General features: G+C 68.1%; 14 protein-coding genes. 3 read left to right on the top strand and 11 right to left on the bottom strand.

The annotated features are described in order from the left end of the window. Positions 1 to 229: 229 nt before the first annotated feature. The 3 genes from AB0M29_RS13650 to AB0M29_RS13640 form a co-directional block, all read right to left on the bottom strand. Positions 230 to 1,558 carry an alpha-lytic protease prodomain-containing protein gene (locus AB0M29_RS13650; RefSeq protein WP_365382417.1) on the bottom strand — a complete coding sequence of 443 codons (1,329 nt, stop codon included), beginning with the start codon at positions 1,556 to 1,558 and terminating at the stop codon, positions 230 to 232. Positions 1,559 to 2,485: 927 nt separating this feature from the next. Next, on the bottom strand, positions 2,486 to 3,781 hold the full coding sequence (locus AB0M29_RS13645) for a hypothetical protein (RefSeq protein WP_365382416.1): 1,296 nt from the start codon (positions 3,779 to 3,781) through the stop codon (positions 2,486 to 2,488). A 587-nt stretch (positions 3,782 to 4,368) separates the two neighbouring features. Further along, complete coding sequence (locus AB0M29_RS13640; RefSeq protein WP_365382415.1) at positions 4,369 to 5,202, bottom strand: oxidoreductase; 834 nt, start codon at positions 5,200 to 5,202, stop codon at positions 4,369 to 4,371. A 315-nt stretch (positions 5,203 to 5,517) separates the two neighbouring features. Between AB0M29_RS13640 and AB0M29_RS13635 the strand changes: the two genes are divergently transcribed. Then, positions 5,518 to 6,531 (top strand): AraC family transcriptional regulator ligand-binding domain-containing protein, encoded by a 1,014-nt coding sequence (locus AB0M29_RS13635; protein ID WP_365382414.1) that lies wholly within the window; start codon positions 5,518 to 5,520, stop codon positions 6,529 to 6,531. A 129-nt stretch (positions 6,532 to 6,660) separates the two neighbouring features. After that, positions 6,661 to 7,029, top strand: a complete 369-nt coding sequence (locus AB0M29_RS13630) for a hypothetical protein (RefSeq protein ID WP_365382413.1) — start codon at positions 6,661 to 6,663, stop codon at positions 7,027 to 7,029. A gap of 6 nt (positions 7,030 to 7,035) precedes the next feature. Here the strand turns inward: AB0M29_RS13630 and AB0M29_RS13625 are convergent, their stop codons facing one another. From AB0M29_RS13625 to AB0M29_RS13600, 6 genes are all read right to left on the bottom strand, one after another. After that, the gene (locus AB0M29_RS13625) at positions 7,036 to 8,751 is read right to left on the bottom strand and encodes an AMP-binding protein (RefSeq protein ID WP_365382412.1); all 1,716 of its coding nucleotides are present in this window, start codon (positions 8,749 to 8,751) and stop codon (positions 7,036 to 7,038) included. Positions 8,752 to 8,762: 11 nt separating this feature from the next. Further along, positions 8,763 to 9,818 (bottom strand): hypothetical protein, encoded by a 1,056-nt coding sequence (locus tag AB0M29_RS13620; RefSeq protein ID WP_365382411.1) that lies wholly within the window; start codon positions 9,816 to 9,818, stop codon positions 8,763 to 8,765. Positions 9,819 to 10,015: 197 nt separating this feature from the next. Next, complete coding sequence (locus AB0M29_RS13615) at positions 10,016 to 10,267, bottom strand: hypothetical protein (protein WP_365382410.1); 252 nt, start codon at positions 10,265 to 10,267, stop codon at positions 10,016 to 10,018. Then, entirely contained in the window at positions 10,264 to 10,920 is a 657-nt protein-coding gene (locus tag AB0M29_RS13610; protein WP_365382409.1) for a VOC family protein, read from the bottom strand. Before AB0M29_RS13610 ends, AB0M29_RS13615 begins: the two co-directional genes overlap by 4 nt. Before the next feature lie 35 nt (positions 10,921 to 10,955). Further along, complete coding sequence (locus AB0M29_RS13605; protein ID WP_365382408.1) at positions 10,956 to 11,708, bottom strand: Asp/Glu racemase; 753 nt, start codon at positions 11,706 to 11,708, stop codon at positions 10,956 to 10,958. Positions 11,709 to 11,911: 203 nt separating this feature from the next. Then, on the bottom strand, positions 11,912 to 12,460 hold the full coding sequence (locus AB0M29_RS13600; protein WP_365382407.1) for a DUF6789 family protein: 549 nt from the start codon (positions 12,458 to 12,460) through the stop codon (positions 11,912 to 11,914). Between the two features lie 316 nt (positions 12,461 to 12,776). On the opposite strand from AB0M29_RS13600, the gene AB0M29_RS13595 reads away from it, so the two are divergent. After that, positions 12,777 to 13,481 carry a TetR/AcrR family transcriptional regulator gene (locus AB0M29_RS13595; protein ID WP_365382406.1) on the top strand — a complete coding sequence of 235 codons (705 nt, stop codon included), beginning with the start codon at positions 12,777 to 12,779 and terminating at the stop codon, positions 13,479 to 13,481. A 34-nt stretch (positions 13,482 to 13,515) separates the two neighbouring features. Here AB0M29_RS13595 and AB0M29_RS13590 read toward each other — a convergent pair whose 3' ends face one another. Further along, positions 13,516 to 13,695 carry a hypothetical protein gene (locus AB0M29_RS13590; RefSeq protein ID WP_365382405.1) on the bottom strand — a complete coding sequence of 60 codons (180 nt, stop codon included), beginning with the start codon at positions 13,693 to 13,695 and terminating at the stop codon, positions 13,516 to 13,518. 270 nt (positions 13,696 to 13,965) lie between these two features. After that, a complete protein-coding gene (locus AB0M29_RS13585) occupies positions 13,966 to 14,472 on the bottom strand; it encodes a YceI family protein (protein WP_365382404.1) in 507 nt (168 codons plus the stop codon). Positions 14,473 to 14,512: the final 40 nt, after the last annotated feature.

Below are 14,512 nucleotides of genomic sequence, written 5' to 3'. Positions count from 1 at the left end.
GGCTCGATGGCCGCCCGGTTCCCGCCCCGCCCGGGGGGAGGGGGCGGGAACCGGGCGGTGGGCGCGTCGGGGCGGGTTCGGGATCTCGACGCACCTGTTGGTGGGGCCGTGGCGATCCGGGCCGCCTCGGGTGACGGGCGACGGGATCGCGCGGGGAGTGCGTGCCGCGAGGGGCGGGCATCCGCTCGGCCGGGGTCGGACTCGCCGGAGCGGTCCTCCTCAACAGCGGTTACGCGGTGGGGTCCCAGGGACTCGGCTCGGCCCACCCGGTGGGCCAGTCGGTGGGCTGGCCGGGGTCGTCGGTCGGCTCGGCCGACCCGGTGGGCTGGCCCGGGTCGGTCGGCTGGCCCGGGTCGGTCGGCTGGCCCGGGTCGGTCGGCTGGCCAGGGTCGCTCGGCTGGCCAGGGTCGCTCGGCTCGGGCGACCCGGTGGGCTGGCCCGGGTCGGTCGGCTGGCTGGGGTCGGTCGGCTCGGCCGGTGCGCCGCCGCCTCCGCCGATGCGGGCGCCGACCGCGGCCAGGGCCTTGGTGACGGGCTGGAAGTACGTGGTGCCGCCCGAGGTGCAGTCGCCGCCGCCGCCCGAGGTCAGGCCGACCGCCTTGTCGCCCGAGAACATCGAACCGCCGCTGTCGCCCGGCTCGGAGCAGACATCGGTCTTGATGAGTCCGTTGACCGTGTAGCCGCCCTCGTAGTTGACGGTGGCGTTGAGGCCGGTGACCTTGCCGCCGTGCAGCCCGGTCGTGGAGCCCATGCGCTTGACGGACATGCCGACCACCGCCTCCGCGGCACCGGTGATCCTCTGTGTCTGGCCGTTGCCCAGGTTCACCACGCTGGGCGCCGCGGCCTTGGAGTTGTTGTACATGACCAGCGAGTAGTCGTGGCCGGGCCAGGACTTCTGCGTGATCTTGCCGACGGACGGACCACCCTGCTGGAGGGACCACTCGTTGCCGGCCATGCTGCAGTGACCTGCCGTCAGGAATCCGGGCTTGCCGTTCTTGACGATGTTGAAGCCCAGCGAGCAGCGTCCGCGCCCCGCATAGATCGCGTCCCCGCCGCCGGCGAACGGCTTGAACGTTCCGCCGATCCGCCTGACGGTGACCTGGTCACCGAGCTGCTTCGTCTGACCTATCAATTTCGACCAGTTGCTGCTCGTGACCGTGCTGTCCACCTCCACCGACACCTTGTCGGTGCGCGGGTCGATGGACCAGGCGGTGCCCGCGACGGGAGCCTTGGCCAACTGCCGCTCCGCCGACATGAGCTGGTCGGTGCTGTACTTCACCACCCGGGCCTGCGCGCCCTTGGCCTTCGCCGTGGCCGCGTCGCCCTCGTTCAGCACGTTCACGACCAGGTGGCCCGCGGCGTCGTCGTAGTAGTAGCCGGCCTCATGGCCACCGAGGTCGGCCGACAGTGTCCGGCCGAGTTCGGTGGCGGCGCTCAGACTCAGTGCACGGGGCGCCGCCGTGCCGCTGGTGTCCGCATTGGCGTGCGGCAGAAGGAACGCCGTCGCGCCGAGCGCCGCCAGACCGGCGACCGCGATGGTGCCGGTCTTGGCACTCACGCGGCGATGCCTCGGTTGTCGTTTATGAGACATGGGATTGACCTCCAGTCATGCTTCGGCGGCCCAGAACAGAGAGGGGGCAAACGCCGAAGCTGTTCCGGCTCCGACAGCCGGACTCGTTGATTCCGAGAGAATTGCTACCGCACTGAATGACGAATGCGCAACCTATTCCCGCGACTTGATCCGCTCGGCCAACCGCTCGGCGTGGACCACCAAGGTTCGGATTTCCCCGACTGACCAGCGGGTTTTACCGACCGAGCCCGACGAGGCGCGTCGTCAAAAATATTGTGCTGGCACTGACTTGTGAGTACGCACGCTCTTGTGCCCGTTCCCGGGCAGCACTTATCGGCCGCGCCGCGCAAAGTCCGCAGCTCAGCCAGGGTTTCCAGCAGGTCTTCACGAGGGCGCACACCAGGCCGCGGACTCGACGAGAGCAGGCCGGAATGAACGGAAGCGACGAGGTGAGGAATTACCTGTCGAATCGCTTCCGCGCGTGGAAGATCTCGGGTTCAGCCCTCATGGAAAATTGTCACGCCAGAATGAAGGCATGCTTTTCCTGAGTTGGGGCGCATCAACCGCACATTTGCGGAGAGTGCTCCGGGATCCGACCAACGGGCATGCAGGCCACCTTCCTGTTGCAAGACCTGTGCCGACCGGAGCGGTTCACAGGGGGGACGGAGGTCCCCCTCTCGGCCGGGCCTGTCACCATGTCAGACCGCTGGCCACGCACGGCATCCCGCGAGTTTGCCAACGCTTTACGCGAAGTTCCGGAACGTCAGTCCCCGCGCGCATCGGACCCGGTGACGGCGGGTGCGCGCGGGGCGGCCTTTGAGCCGTACGCGGCTGCCGTCACCGGGGCTCCCGGTGTCAGTTGGTGTCGTGCCAGTTGGTGTCGTGTCAGTTGGCGTGGTGCTCGTTGGTGTCGTGTCAGTTGGTGTCGGCCAGCACGAAGCCCGTGGCAGTGGACTGGCTGCCCATGGCGAGGAGTTGTCCTTCCGCGTGCGCGTCGGGCGTGAACCGCAGCGCCTGCCGGGTCGCCCGGTTCACGACCTTGTACTGCTCAGCGGCGGCGCCCCGCCCCGGCGACATCCACCAGTCCTGGCCGCTGTCACCCGGTGCGCACGCGATCAGCCTCGGATTCCGGTCGGGCGACTTCGCCTGGGCCAGGCACTTACCGCCCGAGGACAGGGTGAAGTAGCCCTGGTCGTTGATGGTTCGCTCCCAGGTGAGGCCCGCACCGTCGCAGGACGTCCGCTTCACCATGGAGGAGTCCGCCGCGGCGAGGCACAGACCGCTCCCGCTGACGACCATCCGGACCTTCAGGGACGGCGTCGGCTGATCCTTGATCAGGTAAGGGCTGTTCGCGACGTTGGTGGACGGCTTCTCGGCGAGCGGACTGCCGGGCGCGGGGCGGGGATCGAAGTACGCGAATTCGTCCTTGGGGCAGTCCAGGACCTGATTGGCGTTCAGTTCGTCGCAGCGCGGGGTCTTGTCGTAGCCCCGGCAGATCGGGTCGGCCCCCTGGTCCTTCCGGTTGTCGCAGTGCGTGACACCGAACTGGTGGATCAGTTCGTGGGTCACCGCGGGCTGCGTGGCGCAACCCCAGGACACCGAGGCCCAGCCGTTGTGCAGATCGGCCCGGTGCGTGGGTGAGGGCACCGGCCCCACTCCGCAGCCGCGGGGGCTGGTGTCCAGGAACAGGACGTTGCGGATACGCCTTTCACGCTGCCGGGTGGCCGGGTCGGCCTTGCGTACCTCGGCGGCGATCGCCGCCTGCGCGGCCTTGCGGGCCTGCCCGAAACTGGGCCGCGCGGGCAGGCCGTCGACGGCGACACTCATGACCTCGATCCGGCACCGCGCGTCCTGGACGAAGCGCAGCCGCCGGCTCTCACCGCCGAGCCGTCGGGCGCTGGCGTCGAAGACCTGGTCGACGTCCCACATGACCTTGCGAACGATCTCGACGGCACCGGGCGCGGACTCCTTGTCGGCTCGGTGCACATACACAGGCCGGTACCAGCCCTTGTCCGGGCTGTCCTTCTGGTCGCAGGCCACGGGCTCCACGGCCGCCGCCGGGCCGTGGGCCGGCACGGCCGCCGCGGGACCGTGGACAGGCTGCCCTGCCCAGCCGGGCACGCCTATCGCGGCCCAGACCAGCGCGGCGGCGCACGCCAGAGCGGCTGGGAGGACGACGCGTTTGGTCGCCTTGTGTCGGTTCTTCGGCACGTAACTCTCCTAGTGCGGGGAGCCCGTGCGAGGACGAGGCAAAGCAGGTACAGCCGAAGGTCGTGCGCCGGACCCTACAGCACGTGCGCCGGGATCGCCGACACCCGCCAAACGGTCAAGGGTTGGCAAAGCCGTGGGATGACGGGAGCGGCCTGCCGTCTGCCCAGGTGAAAGTCCCCACCACCAGAAGGAGCCCGGCGAGAACCAGGAACGGGTACAGCCGAAGGTCGCCCGGCACGCCCCGTACGAGCAAGGAAGAGGAAGCGGAACCCGTCCGCCCAACGTGCCCTGCACACAGCCGCCGTGAGAGAGGCAGCAAGGAAACAACGCACGCCGTTGCTCGGCCAGTTCGGCCATGCGGTCCTTCCCGCGCAAGCGGGGGTGGTCCGCCTGCCTGACATGGCTCTTGCGCAGGAGCATTCGATCCAGCCGTCGGTGCAGACCATGTCGTAGCCGTAGGGGCGGAACGCCTCGGCCACCCAGTCGATGTTCTTTCTTTCCACGCCGACTCGGGCAGGGGCCGCGTTGTTGGGGTAGTCCCAGCCGTACACCGTCCAGTACTTGGGGCCGACTCCGGACCGGGTGGCTCAGCGGGGAAGACCCATGGCCCGGGACATCAGGGCGTCGAAGGCGCGGTCGGGCAGGAATCGTCGCAGGGTGATGAGGGGGCGTGCGCTGAAGCCCGTGGCGTAGCGGGTCTTGGGGCGGCGTGCCGTGACGGCCTTGCCGACGGTGTCGGCGATGACGGTGGGCGGGGACATCCGCTTGGCTATGGCCTCGGAGCGCATGGAGGCGGCGACGGCCTGGGCCTGGCCGGCGTAGACGCCCGAGGTGGAGGACTTCTCCAGGTGGTCGGCGGCGATGCCGCTCCACTCGGTGCGGATACCGCCGGGTTCGATGACGACGACGTCGACACCGAACGGCTTGACCTCCAGCCGGAGGCAATCGCTGAGGGCTTCGAGGGCGAATTTCGTGCCGTGGTACCAGCCGCCCAGCGGGGTGTAGATCTTCCCGCCCATGGAAGTGATGTTGACGACCGTCCCGCTGCGCCGGGCACGCATGTGCGGCAGGACGATCTGGGTCAGGCGGACGGCGCCGAAGACGTTGACGTCGAACTGGCGGCGGGCCTCGTCCTGCGAGACGTCCTCCAGCGCGCCGTACGAGCCGTACCCGGCGTTGTTGACCAGGACGTCGATGCGCCCGGTCTCCGAGATGACGCGGTCTACGCCGTTCGTCATGGAGTCGTCGTCAGTGACGTCCATCGCCAGCGGACGCAGTCCGTGTTCGGCGAGCTTGTGCAGGCGGTCGGTGCGGCGTGCCGCTCCGTAGACGGTGTAGCCGAGGCCGATCAGCTTGAGAGCGGTCGCTTCGCCGATGCCGGAGGAGGCGCCGGTCACGATCGCGATCTTGGTGGTGGTCATGGGTTCCTCATCGTCTGGCGGAGTGCGGGAGGCGGCGGTGTCTGCTGGTCATATGCCGAACTGGGTTCTGATGCCGCCGATGGAGGTGGCGTCGTCCATGACGGCACGCTGGCCGATCAGCTCCGTGGCACAGGGGTCGACGGTCACGAGCTGTGGTGGTTCGTGGCTTCCACGCTAAGCGGAGAATCATGACGAGGGACTAGCCGAGGACGCCTGCCCTCTTGCCGTTCACGCCATGGAGAGGTGGCGTCTTCTGCGCGTCGGATGGCGCACACGGCATCCACGCGATCCCGTTCGCGGAACTACTCTCGGAGCATGGCATCAGACCGGTTCACCGTGGACCCGGGGGCCCGCGCGCTCCTGTACGACCTCGGGATCTCCGGCGCCCGTGTACTGCGGCGGGCGCAGCTCCCGGCCGGCATCTTGGGGCACGGCCAGGTCACGATGACGACCGAGGAGTACTACCGGTTCTGGGACGCCCTGAACGCCGAGGCCGGGAATCCCGACCTGGCGGTGCGGATCGGGCGGGCACTGTCCGTTGAGGTGTTCAACCCGCCGATCTTCGCGGCACTGTGCAGCGCGGATCTGCGCACAGCGGCCGAGCGCATCGCCGCGTTCAAGCCCCTCATCGGCCCCCTGAAGCTGCGCGTCACCTTTGACCGCACCGGGCTGACGATCGGGGTCGGCTGGCCGCAGGGACCGACGCCGCCCCCGCTCCTCGTCGCCACCGAGCTGGCGTTCTGGGTAGCGCTGGCCCGTATCGGCACGCGGCACGAGGTGCGGCCTATCCGCGTCACCATGCGCCGGGTCCCGGAGCCCTCAGCCGAGACCAGCTCCTACTTCGGCACACCGATCCGCGAGGGTGAAACCGACGCCGTCGCCTTCTCCGCCGAGGACGCCTCGCTACCGTTCCTCACCGAGGACGAGTCCATGTGGAACTTCTTCGCACCGGAACTGCGCCGCCGCCTTTCCGAGCTCGAAGCGTCCGCCACCACGGCCGACCGGGTGCGGGCCGCGCTCCACAAGCTGCTGCCCGCCGGCGAGTGCTCGATCAACGCCATCGCTTCGCAGCTCGTGCTCAGCCCCCGCACGCTCCAGCGGCAGCTCCAGGCGGAGGACACCAGCTATCAGGCCGTCCTCAGCGACACCCGGGAAAGGCTCGCCCGCCGCTACCTCGCGGACCGCACCCTCCCCACGTCGCAGGTCGCCTACCTCCTCGCCTACGACGACACCAACTCCTTCTACCGGGCCTTCCGCCGCTGGACCGGACTCACCCCCGAGGCCGTACGCAACGGCGGTCATCTCACCACCGCCTCATCGGCGAACTGACCCTCACCCCGGCACCGGGATGTGCCGGCTCATGCCGGGAACTGAGCAATGGAGTTGTCGGTCGGGCCAACTACCGCACTCCGTCACAGCAGCGTCGAGGATGGCGTGCCACACGACTCCGTGTACGGCATGGCTCAGGTCTGGCTGCGCCGCGTGGGCGAGCCGGTGCAGGCCCGTATCGCGGCCGACCGGGGCGTCGCCCCGGCCGACCAGGTCCGCGATCCGGCGCTTGCGGCGGCCACGTGGAGCCTGGCGTGCGGGCTCACCTCCACCGGGGATGTGGCCGACTGCGTTGCCCTGGCCCGGGAGACCATCGCGAGCTGCAGCCCGGGCGAGGACGCCTCGCCGGAGTACCTGTCCGCGTACGGCGCGCTTCACCTGTCGGCGGCGGTCGCTGCGGTGCGCGATCATCACAGGCTGGTAGCACGGGATCTCTGCCACGGTGCCGAGCGGGTGGCCGCGCGTCTCGGCCGGGACCGAAACGACTGGCACAGGTAAGGGTTCTCAGACGTGCGGCTCCGCGGCCAGCTTCATGGCGATGTCCTCGCGCAGGGCCTTCTTCGCGACCTTGCCGACGTTCGACAGCGGAAGGGACTCGATGAGCTCCACCCGCTCGGGGAGCTTGTACCTGGCCAGCCCCTCGCCCAGCAGGAACACCCCCAGCGATGCCACCGTGGGCGGCGCGGCGGCTGGCTTCAGCACCAGGTAGGCGCATCCGCGTTCCCCTAGGACCTTGTCGGGCATGGCGACCAGGGCGGCGTTCACCACATCCGGATGCCGCATGATCAGCTCTTCGACCTCGTCCGCGTGAATCTTCTCCACGCCCCGGTTGATCACGTCCTTGATCCGGCCGTCAATGGAGTAGTAGGCCATGCCGTCAACGATCCGGCGGCGCGCGAGGTCACCGGTGCGGTAGAAGCCATCGGCGGTGAACGCAGCGGCGTTGTGCTGTTCCGCCCGGAAGTAGCCGCGGATGGTGTAGGGGCCGCGAACGCACAGTTCACCGAGAGCGCCGTCCGGGACCTCGCTCTTCCCGTCCGGATGCAGGATACGGATTTCGTCGGCCGGGGAGATGGGCGAGCCGACCGTGTGGTGGCGTACCTCCTCTCCAGCGTCCGATGGCGTGACGAGGAACATACCTTCCGCCATGCCGAACTTCTGCCGGATGCTGATGCCCAGCACGTCGCGCAGACGCTCCGCGGTCTCCAGGGCGAGCTTCTGGCCTCCGACAATGAAGGTCTTGATGGACGACAGGTCCACCTGCCTGCTGCGAGGCTCTTCGAGCAGGCGGACCGCCAGCGCGGGTGGCACGAGCGGGAGCGCGTCGGGGCGCGTGGCCTCGATCAAGTCGAGCAGCGCGGGGATGCCGGCTGTGGGCGCCAGGACCAGGGTGGCTCCGGTGAGGAGCGCCGGCTGCAAACCGACCGAGATTCCGGCGTTGTGCATGATCGGCAAGGGGTACAGGGCAACAGTGCCGGGGCCCCAGTTGAGGGTGGTCGCCCAGGCAACGGAGTTGTAGGTGTACTCCTCGTGCAGGCGCGGAGCCACCTTGGGCAGGCCTGTGGTGCCCCCGGAGAGCTGGAAGACCGCGATCTGGTCAGGGCTGAGGGAGTGGTACGGGAGGTGTGCCGAGTCGACCACTTCCCCCACACGCAGGAGAGCGTCGTAGGTAAGGGCGGAGCCGAACGCCGGACCACGGGCGACCACCACTTCGGTGATGACACCGTCGGACATCAACTGGCGTGCCTGATCGGGCAGCTGACCGCGCCCGAAGTCGGCCTGCAGGATCAGCCCTCGGGCGCCGACGTGCCGGGCGAGAACGCTGATCTCGCGGACTCCGTGCTGCGGCAGCGTACAGACGGGGCGGATGCCGGCCAGCAGGCAGCCCAGGTAGGACACGACCGTCTCGGCCACATTGCCCATCTGGAACATCACTGCATCGCCGGGCCAGAGCTCGGTCGCTTCCACCAGCCCCGCCGCGAAGTTCTCGGCGAGTGTGAACAACTCCTCGTAGGTAAGGGCGACTTCCGGGGTGATCAGCGCCTGCCTGTCGGCATGCTCATGTGCCGCGGCTCTCAGCTCGGCCGGCAGGGTCCTTCCCGTCCAGTAGCCCGTCGCGCGGTACTCGGCAACGGCCTTCTCCGGGTAGGTGACGAGGCCGCGCTCGCTGGGTCCGCCTGGCGAAAAGGGGTGCACTGTTCCATCGGGTACGGGTGGCATGTTGTGGCTCCTTACTGGCCTGCGGCAGGGTTGGGGAATCGGGTACGCAGCCAGTCGGACACGGTCTCGGCGGCCAGCGTCGCTCCCGATGTCATTCCTTCGGTGAGCGGAGCCCCGAAGTGACGGCCTGGCACTCGTACATGAGTGACATCCCCGGAGGCGAACGCGCCGGCGAGTTCGCGGGCGTCCGCGGGGAAGCAGGCCTGGTCACCGGTCAGTTCCACCAGAAGCACCGGAACGGCGATACCGGTTGCGCACCGCAGCAGTCCCGCTCGGCTGGAGATACCCGACCAGGTCGACAGCCAGGCCTCAGGGGTGGTGAGGCGTCCGAAGCCGACGATCCCGTAGTTGGTCAGGTCTGGTCGGCGGCCGAAGAGGGAGCCGTAGGGACGGTCGTTGGCGTCAATGCTGAGGTCGACTCCCCGGAGGTCGGCGTCGGTGCGGTGCACAAGGATGACGCCCGAGGCCAGGGACCGGCGGCGGTCATTCGCCTCGCGGGTGTTCGCGTAGCGTTTGCGTGCCCTGGCGGAAACGGCGACTCGTTCCCTGGCGACCTGGTCAATCCGTTCGACGCGGGCACGCTGCGCCTGGCGGTATTCCTCAATGAAGTCACGTGTGTAGCGGGAGCTGGTGGGCGGCTCGGTGAAGCCGTTGCGGTGGTCGTAGGGGTCAAGGGCCGGATCGACCGACATGGGGTCGGTCTCGTCGACGACCGACGGGTCGATCATCCGCATGAGCAGGTGCCCTTGCCCGAGATGTGGTGCCATGAGCAACAGGCCGTCGGGTACCGGCATCCGCGCCTCGGCCAGCGGAACAGGCTTGCCACCGGGGGTCGCCGTCTCCCGGTGGGCGGGCGGGAGACCGGCCTGTTCGATGTAGTAGGCGGCCAGGGCCGCGCCACCCGAGTGGCCCACAGAGACGACCGTGGCGAAGCCGTGGTCCCGCAGAAATGTGTGGCCGGCAGCGGCGTCCAGCAGTGCCTGTTCGTGCAGCAGAGTCAGGTCGTTGCCCGCGCCGCGGGTGTTCTGCGTCCACACCGCGTAACCACGGGCGAGGAGCTCGGGCACCAGAACGTGGTGGGAGAAATCCTGACGCGGATGCATCAGAACGGCCACGGCGGTGGCCCCGGGCACAGTCCGCAGCAGCCCGCTGACCGTTGCCCCGTCCTGGGTGGTCAGTTCGTGAGCAGTGGTGACAGTGTGCACAGGGATGGCGCCGGGCGGTACATGGCGTCCAGCGCCCAGACGTTCGTCGCTGGGCGCGCTCATCGAGGGCTCACCCGCAGCACGTCCTTGTCGTGTTGAACGATGACGGATTCCTCAAGTCCCGCGACCGCGCTGTACCAGACAGCATGCCGGCAGCCCGCCGCGCGTCGGTCGATGACGATGTCGTCATGGGCAGCAGTGATCCTGTAGTAGGGACCCACCATGTCGACGTCGATCACCGGGTCCTGAGACGCCACCTTGATGACGCCCACGTTCTCCGGAACATCGAGGACATAGATGCGTGTCATCACGACTGCACCACCTCCTGCGCATCCGCGTCCTGCTTCTCCTCCCAGGCCGCCGCCCGTGCGACGATCAGCTCCGCCTTGCGGGTCAGGAGCTTGTCCATCGACGGCTCCGCCCCCTGGACGACTTCGCACAGGGCATCGATGGTCAGTGCCGCGTCGAGGTCTTCCTGCGGGGTGACCGGACGCAGCGCCCGGGTGATTTCGATCATGTAGCCGTTCGGGTCATGGGTGTAGATCGACTCGATCGTCTCGTGCATGACCTGCATCTCCACGGGCCATTCGGACTCGTCGAGCCGAAGGCGGTACTCGAGCAGGTCCTCCTCGTCCTCCACATGGATGGCGAGGTGGCGGGAGTTGAGGAAGAATTCGGGGACGTCATGTCCCAGCCGCGCCCAGGCGTCGCCGGGGGCACTCTGGTCGCCGAACGGCACGGTGCCGAAGTAGTAGAAGAAGGCGATGCGGTCCCCGTTGCCGATGTCGAAGAAGAAGTGGATGAAGTCTGGGTGCTTCTCCGGCCCCCAGCCGGCCGCACAGATCGAGTGCACGACCGGAAACCTCAGCACGTCCCGGTAGAACCGGGTGGTTGCGGCGGGGTCGAAGGTCGGGAAAGCCGCATGGTCGACGCCTCGAACGCGGTGTTCCGGCTTCTGGGCCACGGTTACTCCTTGTTCCTTGGGGTGACGTGACGCTGTCACGCGGCGGCTATGGGTGCGTCCGCACGTAGCAGCGAACCAGCGTCGGGGATGTTCACGGGCAGCCCGAGGCTCCGCAAGATCGCAAAGGCACCGGCGGTAGCAGCGGAGACCACCGGCAGGCCCAGCTCGACCTCGGCGCTTTGCACCAGGTCGAGCGACGGCATCTGCACGCAGGCCGAGATGACCAGGACATCGGCGCTGCTGAGGTCGAGACTGCGCGCCGCGTCCATGACGCGGTGGCCGGGGATACAACCCACGTCGCTGTTGTCGGCCACCTCCAGGGCGCACCAGTCGGTGACCGTGAAGCCCTCGGCCTCCACATAGTCCACGACCTTCTCGGCGAGCGGTTTCATGTAAGGCATCACGAGCGCTACGCGCTCGGCGTCGAGGGCCTTCAGGGCGGTCACCAGCGCACCGGCGCTGGACAGCACCTTGGCGTCCGAGCCGCCGGTCCCCAGCTGCTCCGCAGCAGCGAATTCGACGTTGCGATGTTCTCCACGGCCGCTGGCCATGATGGCCACGAGGCACGCGTACAGCACGATGTCGACACCCGCGTCGCCGATCTCCATGACGCAGCGCTCGCTCTGCGCGTTCATGGCCCTCAGCTGCGCCGGGGTCACCGCGTGCATGCGCATGCGGCTGGAGTGAAACGTGAAGTCAGCCCCCTCCGCCCTGGCCAGGAGGCGGGGCATCTCCGTCTCCACGGTCACGTTCGAGCTGGGGACGACAAGTCCGACCCTCTTCACCATCGCAGACACCTTGCTCCATTCATTTGACGGTACTGACGATTATCCGACGCATAAGTCAATTCGTCAACGGCGATGTCCACGGTTGCAGCCGCCAAGGAGCAGGGCGGCCGGTGACGCGGCTCGCCGCACCGCGCGGCGCGCGATGCGGCGAGAGGGCCAGCGGACCGGAGTCGGGGTGATCGGACCCGGCAGCGGACAGCCAGTTAGAACGGATCGGATGGCTGCTCCTGCGGGAGTCTGCTTGCGGGCTTCGCGCGGGGAGCGTCGAACGGGTTGTAGATGACGCCGAGATGAAGCCCGTACATCCAATGGAAGATCAGCACGCTGACGATGTAGTTCGGGCCCGCGTGGAGCCCGCCGAGGGCGTCGTGAACACCTCTGGCGGGCCCGAAGACAAAGGGGGCCGTGACGAAGATGGACAGCAGCGCCAGCACTGTCGCGAAGGTCAGGGCCTTCACGATGTTCCCCAACCGCGTGCCCGGTAGCGGCAGCAGCGGTGAGAGGCCGAGAGCGAAGAGAACAGCGAACACGACGCCGTCGATGTAGTGACTGAGGGCACCGACGACGAACTGCTGCGTGGGCGTTCCGTGCGGCAGGAGCACGATGCCGTTGGCCGTGTTGTAGTCGAGCCGGGTGAGTCCGAAGCCGCCCAGCCAGAAGCCGAGCAGACTCGAGACGTGGACCGCCACGAAGCCGCCGAGGGCGGCGGCCAGAACGCGATGCTCCGTCGACCATGTACGCCAGGCGTGCATGACTTGGTCATGGCGTACATCCCCGGACGGGGAAGACGGCACAGTGAGTGACGATGCGGCTTGGGGCATCAGGGGTTTCATACGACCGGTACCTCCGCGTAACGTGAATGCTTGACGTGGGCGTCAGAATATTGACAGTGACTTCTGGCGACAAGGGTTCGTACTCACTCAGTTGTGGGCGCTCGCGGGCGATGCGGGCGCGCTCGTCGAGAACGGTGGCTGCGCAGCCGGTGGGCCGCCCCTTCTTCGTCACGTTTCTTGACGGGAGTGTCACCCTTGGGCCTGGCGTCAGCCGGCCGAGCGGTTTAATGCAGCTATGCCTAAGCCGACGACACGCAGCGCAGCCCGCCACGACATGGTGATGAGCCGACTCATGGAGGCTGCGGAGCAGCTCTTCGCGCGCCAGGGTGTGGCCGGCACGTCATTGCAGGAGCTGGCGGAAGCCATCGGTCTGACCCGCACCGGCATCTACCACTACATCCGCGGCAAGGAAGAGTTGCTGGAGATCCTCGTTCGAGGCTTCACGCTCCACACGGCTCAGGACATGCAGCGGCTGGCCAAGCCCGACTCCCGCCCGGCCATCGACCGGTTGAGAGAAGGTGTCACCGACATGGCGCTGACCGTCGCCCGCAACCCGCAGCGGTTCCGGCTCCTGCTCACCAGCGAGGGTGCGCTGCCCGAGCCGCTGGCCGAACAGCATTTGCAGGCGCGCCGTCAGACCCTGCTTTCGCTGACGGACTTGGTGTCCCAGGCGGTCAAGGAAGGCTCTTGCCGCCCGGTGGATGCGGAGCTGGCGGCGTTCTCCCTGCTCGGGGTCGCCAACTGGATTGCTTTCTGGTATCCCCGTCACTCGGGTGCCGGCTCGGCGACTCCGGAGCTGCTGGTGACGGGCATGGTTGACATCGCTCTAGGCGGTCTGGTCGCCAAGCGGGCTCCGTCGGGCAGCGACAGCGTTCCCTATGTCGTCGGTCTACTGCGCGAGGACCTCGACCGGCTGGAGAGCATGCTCAAAGAGCAGTGACCGGTCGATGTACGCGCGGGGCGGTCGGTCGGGTTCAGCTGTCGAGGTGCCGCAGCTGCTGGCGGTAGCGAGCTGCGGTGCGGGCGTAGGTGGCGACAGCTTCGTCGATCCATGCGGGATCGAGGGCGTGTTGGCGGATTCTTGCTGGTACGCCGAGCGCCGTGGTGGCCGAGGGAACCTCGAAGCCTTCTGGGATGAGTGCTCCAGCGCCCACGACGGCCCCTTTGCGAACCACCGCACGATTAAGGGTGACTGAGCCCGACCCAATGAGGCCAGCGTGCGGTGGTATGGAGCAGGCTGCCGTCCTGGACAGAGGTGCGTGCGCCAATGGTGATGTGCCCGTAGTCACCTCGCAGGACAGCGCCCGGCTCCCTTACGCGAGGGCTGGACGGGCGGGGTCCAGCGACCGCTCTTGCGGGCGAAGTCGGTGGGCGACTGCGGTCGCCCAGTCCCCGCGGGTGGTGACAGACGGGCCCGTGCGGATCTACTGACGAGCCTGGACAGTGACGGTCAGGTGCAGATAGCGGCCGGCCATGCCCTTCATCGCGGTGATGCCGTGGGCATAGCGGTCCACGGTCGCGGTCGCGGCGAGGTGGAGGGTGCCGTCGACGAAGCCCGAGTCGGTCACGGTGAACTCCACGGGAGCGTCCACTCCGTGCGCCGTGAGCGTGCCCCGGAGGATCCAGGTGCCGTCGGCGTTCACCGCGGAGACCGACGTGAAACTGATCTCCGGGTAGGCGGCCGGATCGAGGAAGGCGCTCGACAGCACCTTCTTGTCCCGCGCGTCACTGCCGGTGCTGAAGCTGGTGGCGTCGGCGACCGCCTCCGCGCTGCTGGCGGTCAGCGGTGAGGCGATCGATACGTGTCCGGAGCGCAGGGCGAACGTGCCGGTCACCGACCCGAGCCCGAACATGTGCGTGCTCTTGAAGTGGATCCCCGACTCCTCGGGGTCGATCTTGTAGTCGCCCGCAGGGGGAATGGTCAGCGTCATCGGTATGCCCTCTCAGGATGAGTTGAATTTTCATGAGACT

The organism is Streptomyces sp. NPDC051976 (genome assembly GCF_040680795.1).
GTDB lineage: Bacteria > Actinomycetota > Actinomycetes > Streptomycetales > Streptomycetaceae > Actinacidiphila.
The sequence above is the reverse complement of the archived record's forward strand: the minus strand, read 5'-3'. Positions and strand labels throughout refer to the sequence as shown.

Coding starts and splice junctions, on each gene's coding strand:
- AB0M29_RS13640 (WP_365382415.1), bottom strand. CDS start 5,202: ATGACCACCACCAAGATCGCGATCGTGACCGGCGCCTCCTCCGGCATC.
- AB0M29_RS13635 (WP_365382414.1), top strand. CDS start 5,518: ATGGCATCAGACCGGTTCACCGTGGACCCGGGGGCCCGCGCGCTCCTG.
- AB0M29_RS13630 (WP_365382413.1), top strand. CDS start 6,661: ATGGCTCAGGTCTGGCTGCGCCGCGTGGGCGAGCCGGTGCAGGCCCGT.
- AB0M29_RS13625 (WP_365382412.1), bottom strand. CDS start 8,751: ATGCCACCCGTACCCGATGGAACAGTGCACCCCTTTTCGCCAGGCGGA.
- AB0M29_RS13605 (WP_365382408.1), bottom strand. CDS start 11,708: ATGGTGAAGAGGGTCGGACTTGTCGTCCCCAGCTCGAACGTGACCGTG.
- AB0M29_RS13600 (WP_365382407.1), bottom strand. CDS start 12,460: ATGCACGCCTGGCGTACATGGTCGACGGAGCATCGCGTTCTGGCCGCC.
- AB0M29_RS13595 (WP_365382406.1), top strand. CDS start 12,777: ATGCCTAAGCCGACGACACGCAGCGCAGCCCGCCACGACATGGTGATG.
- AB0M29_RS13585 (WP_365382404.1), bottom strand. CDS start 14,472: ATGACGCTGACCATTCCCCCTGCGGGCGACTACAAGATCGACCCCGAG.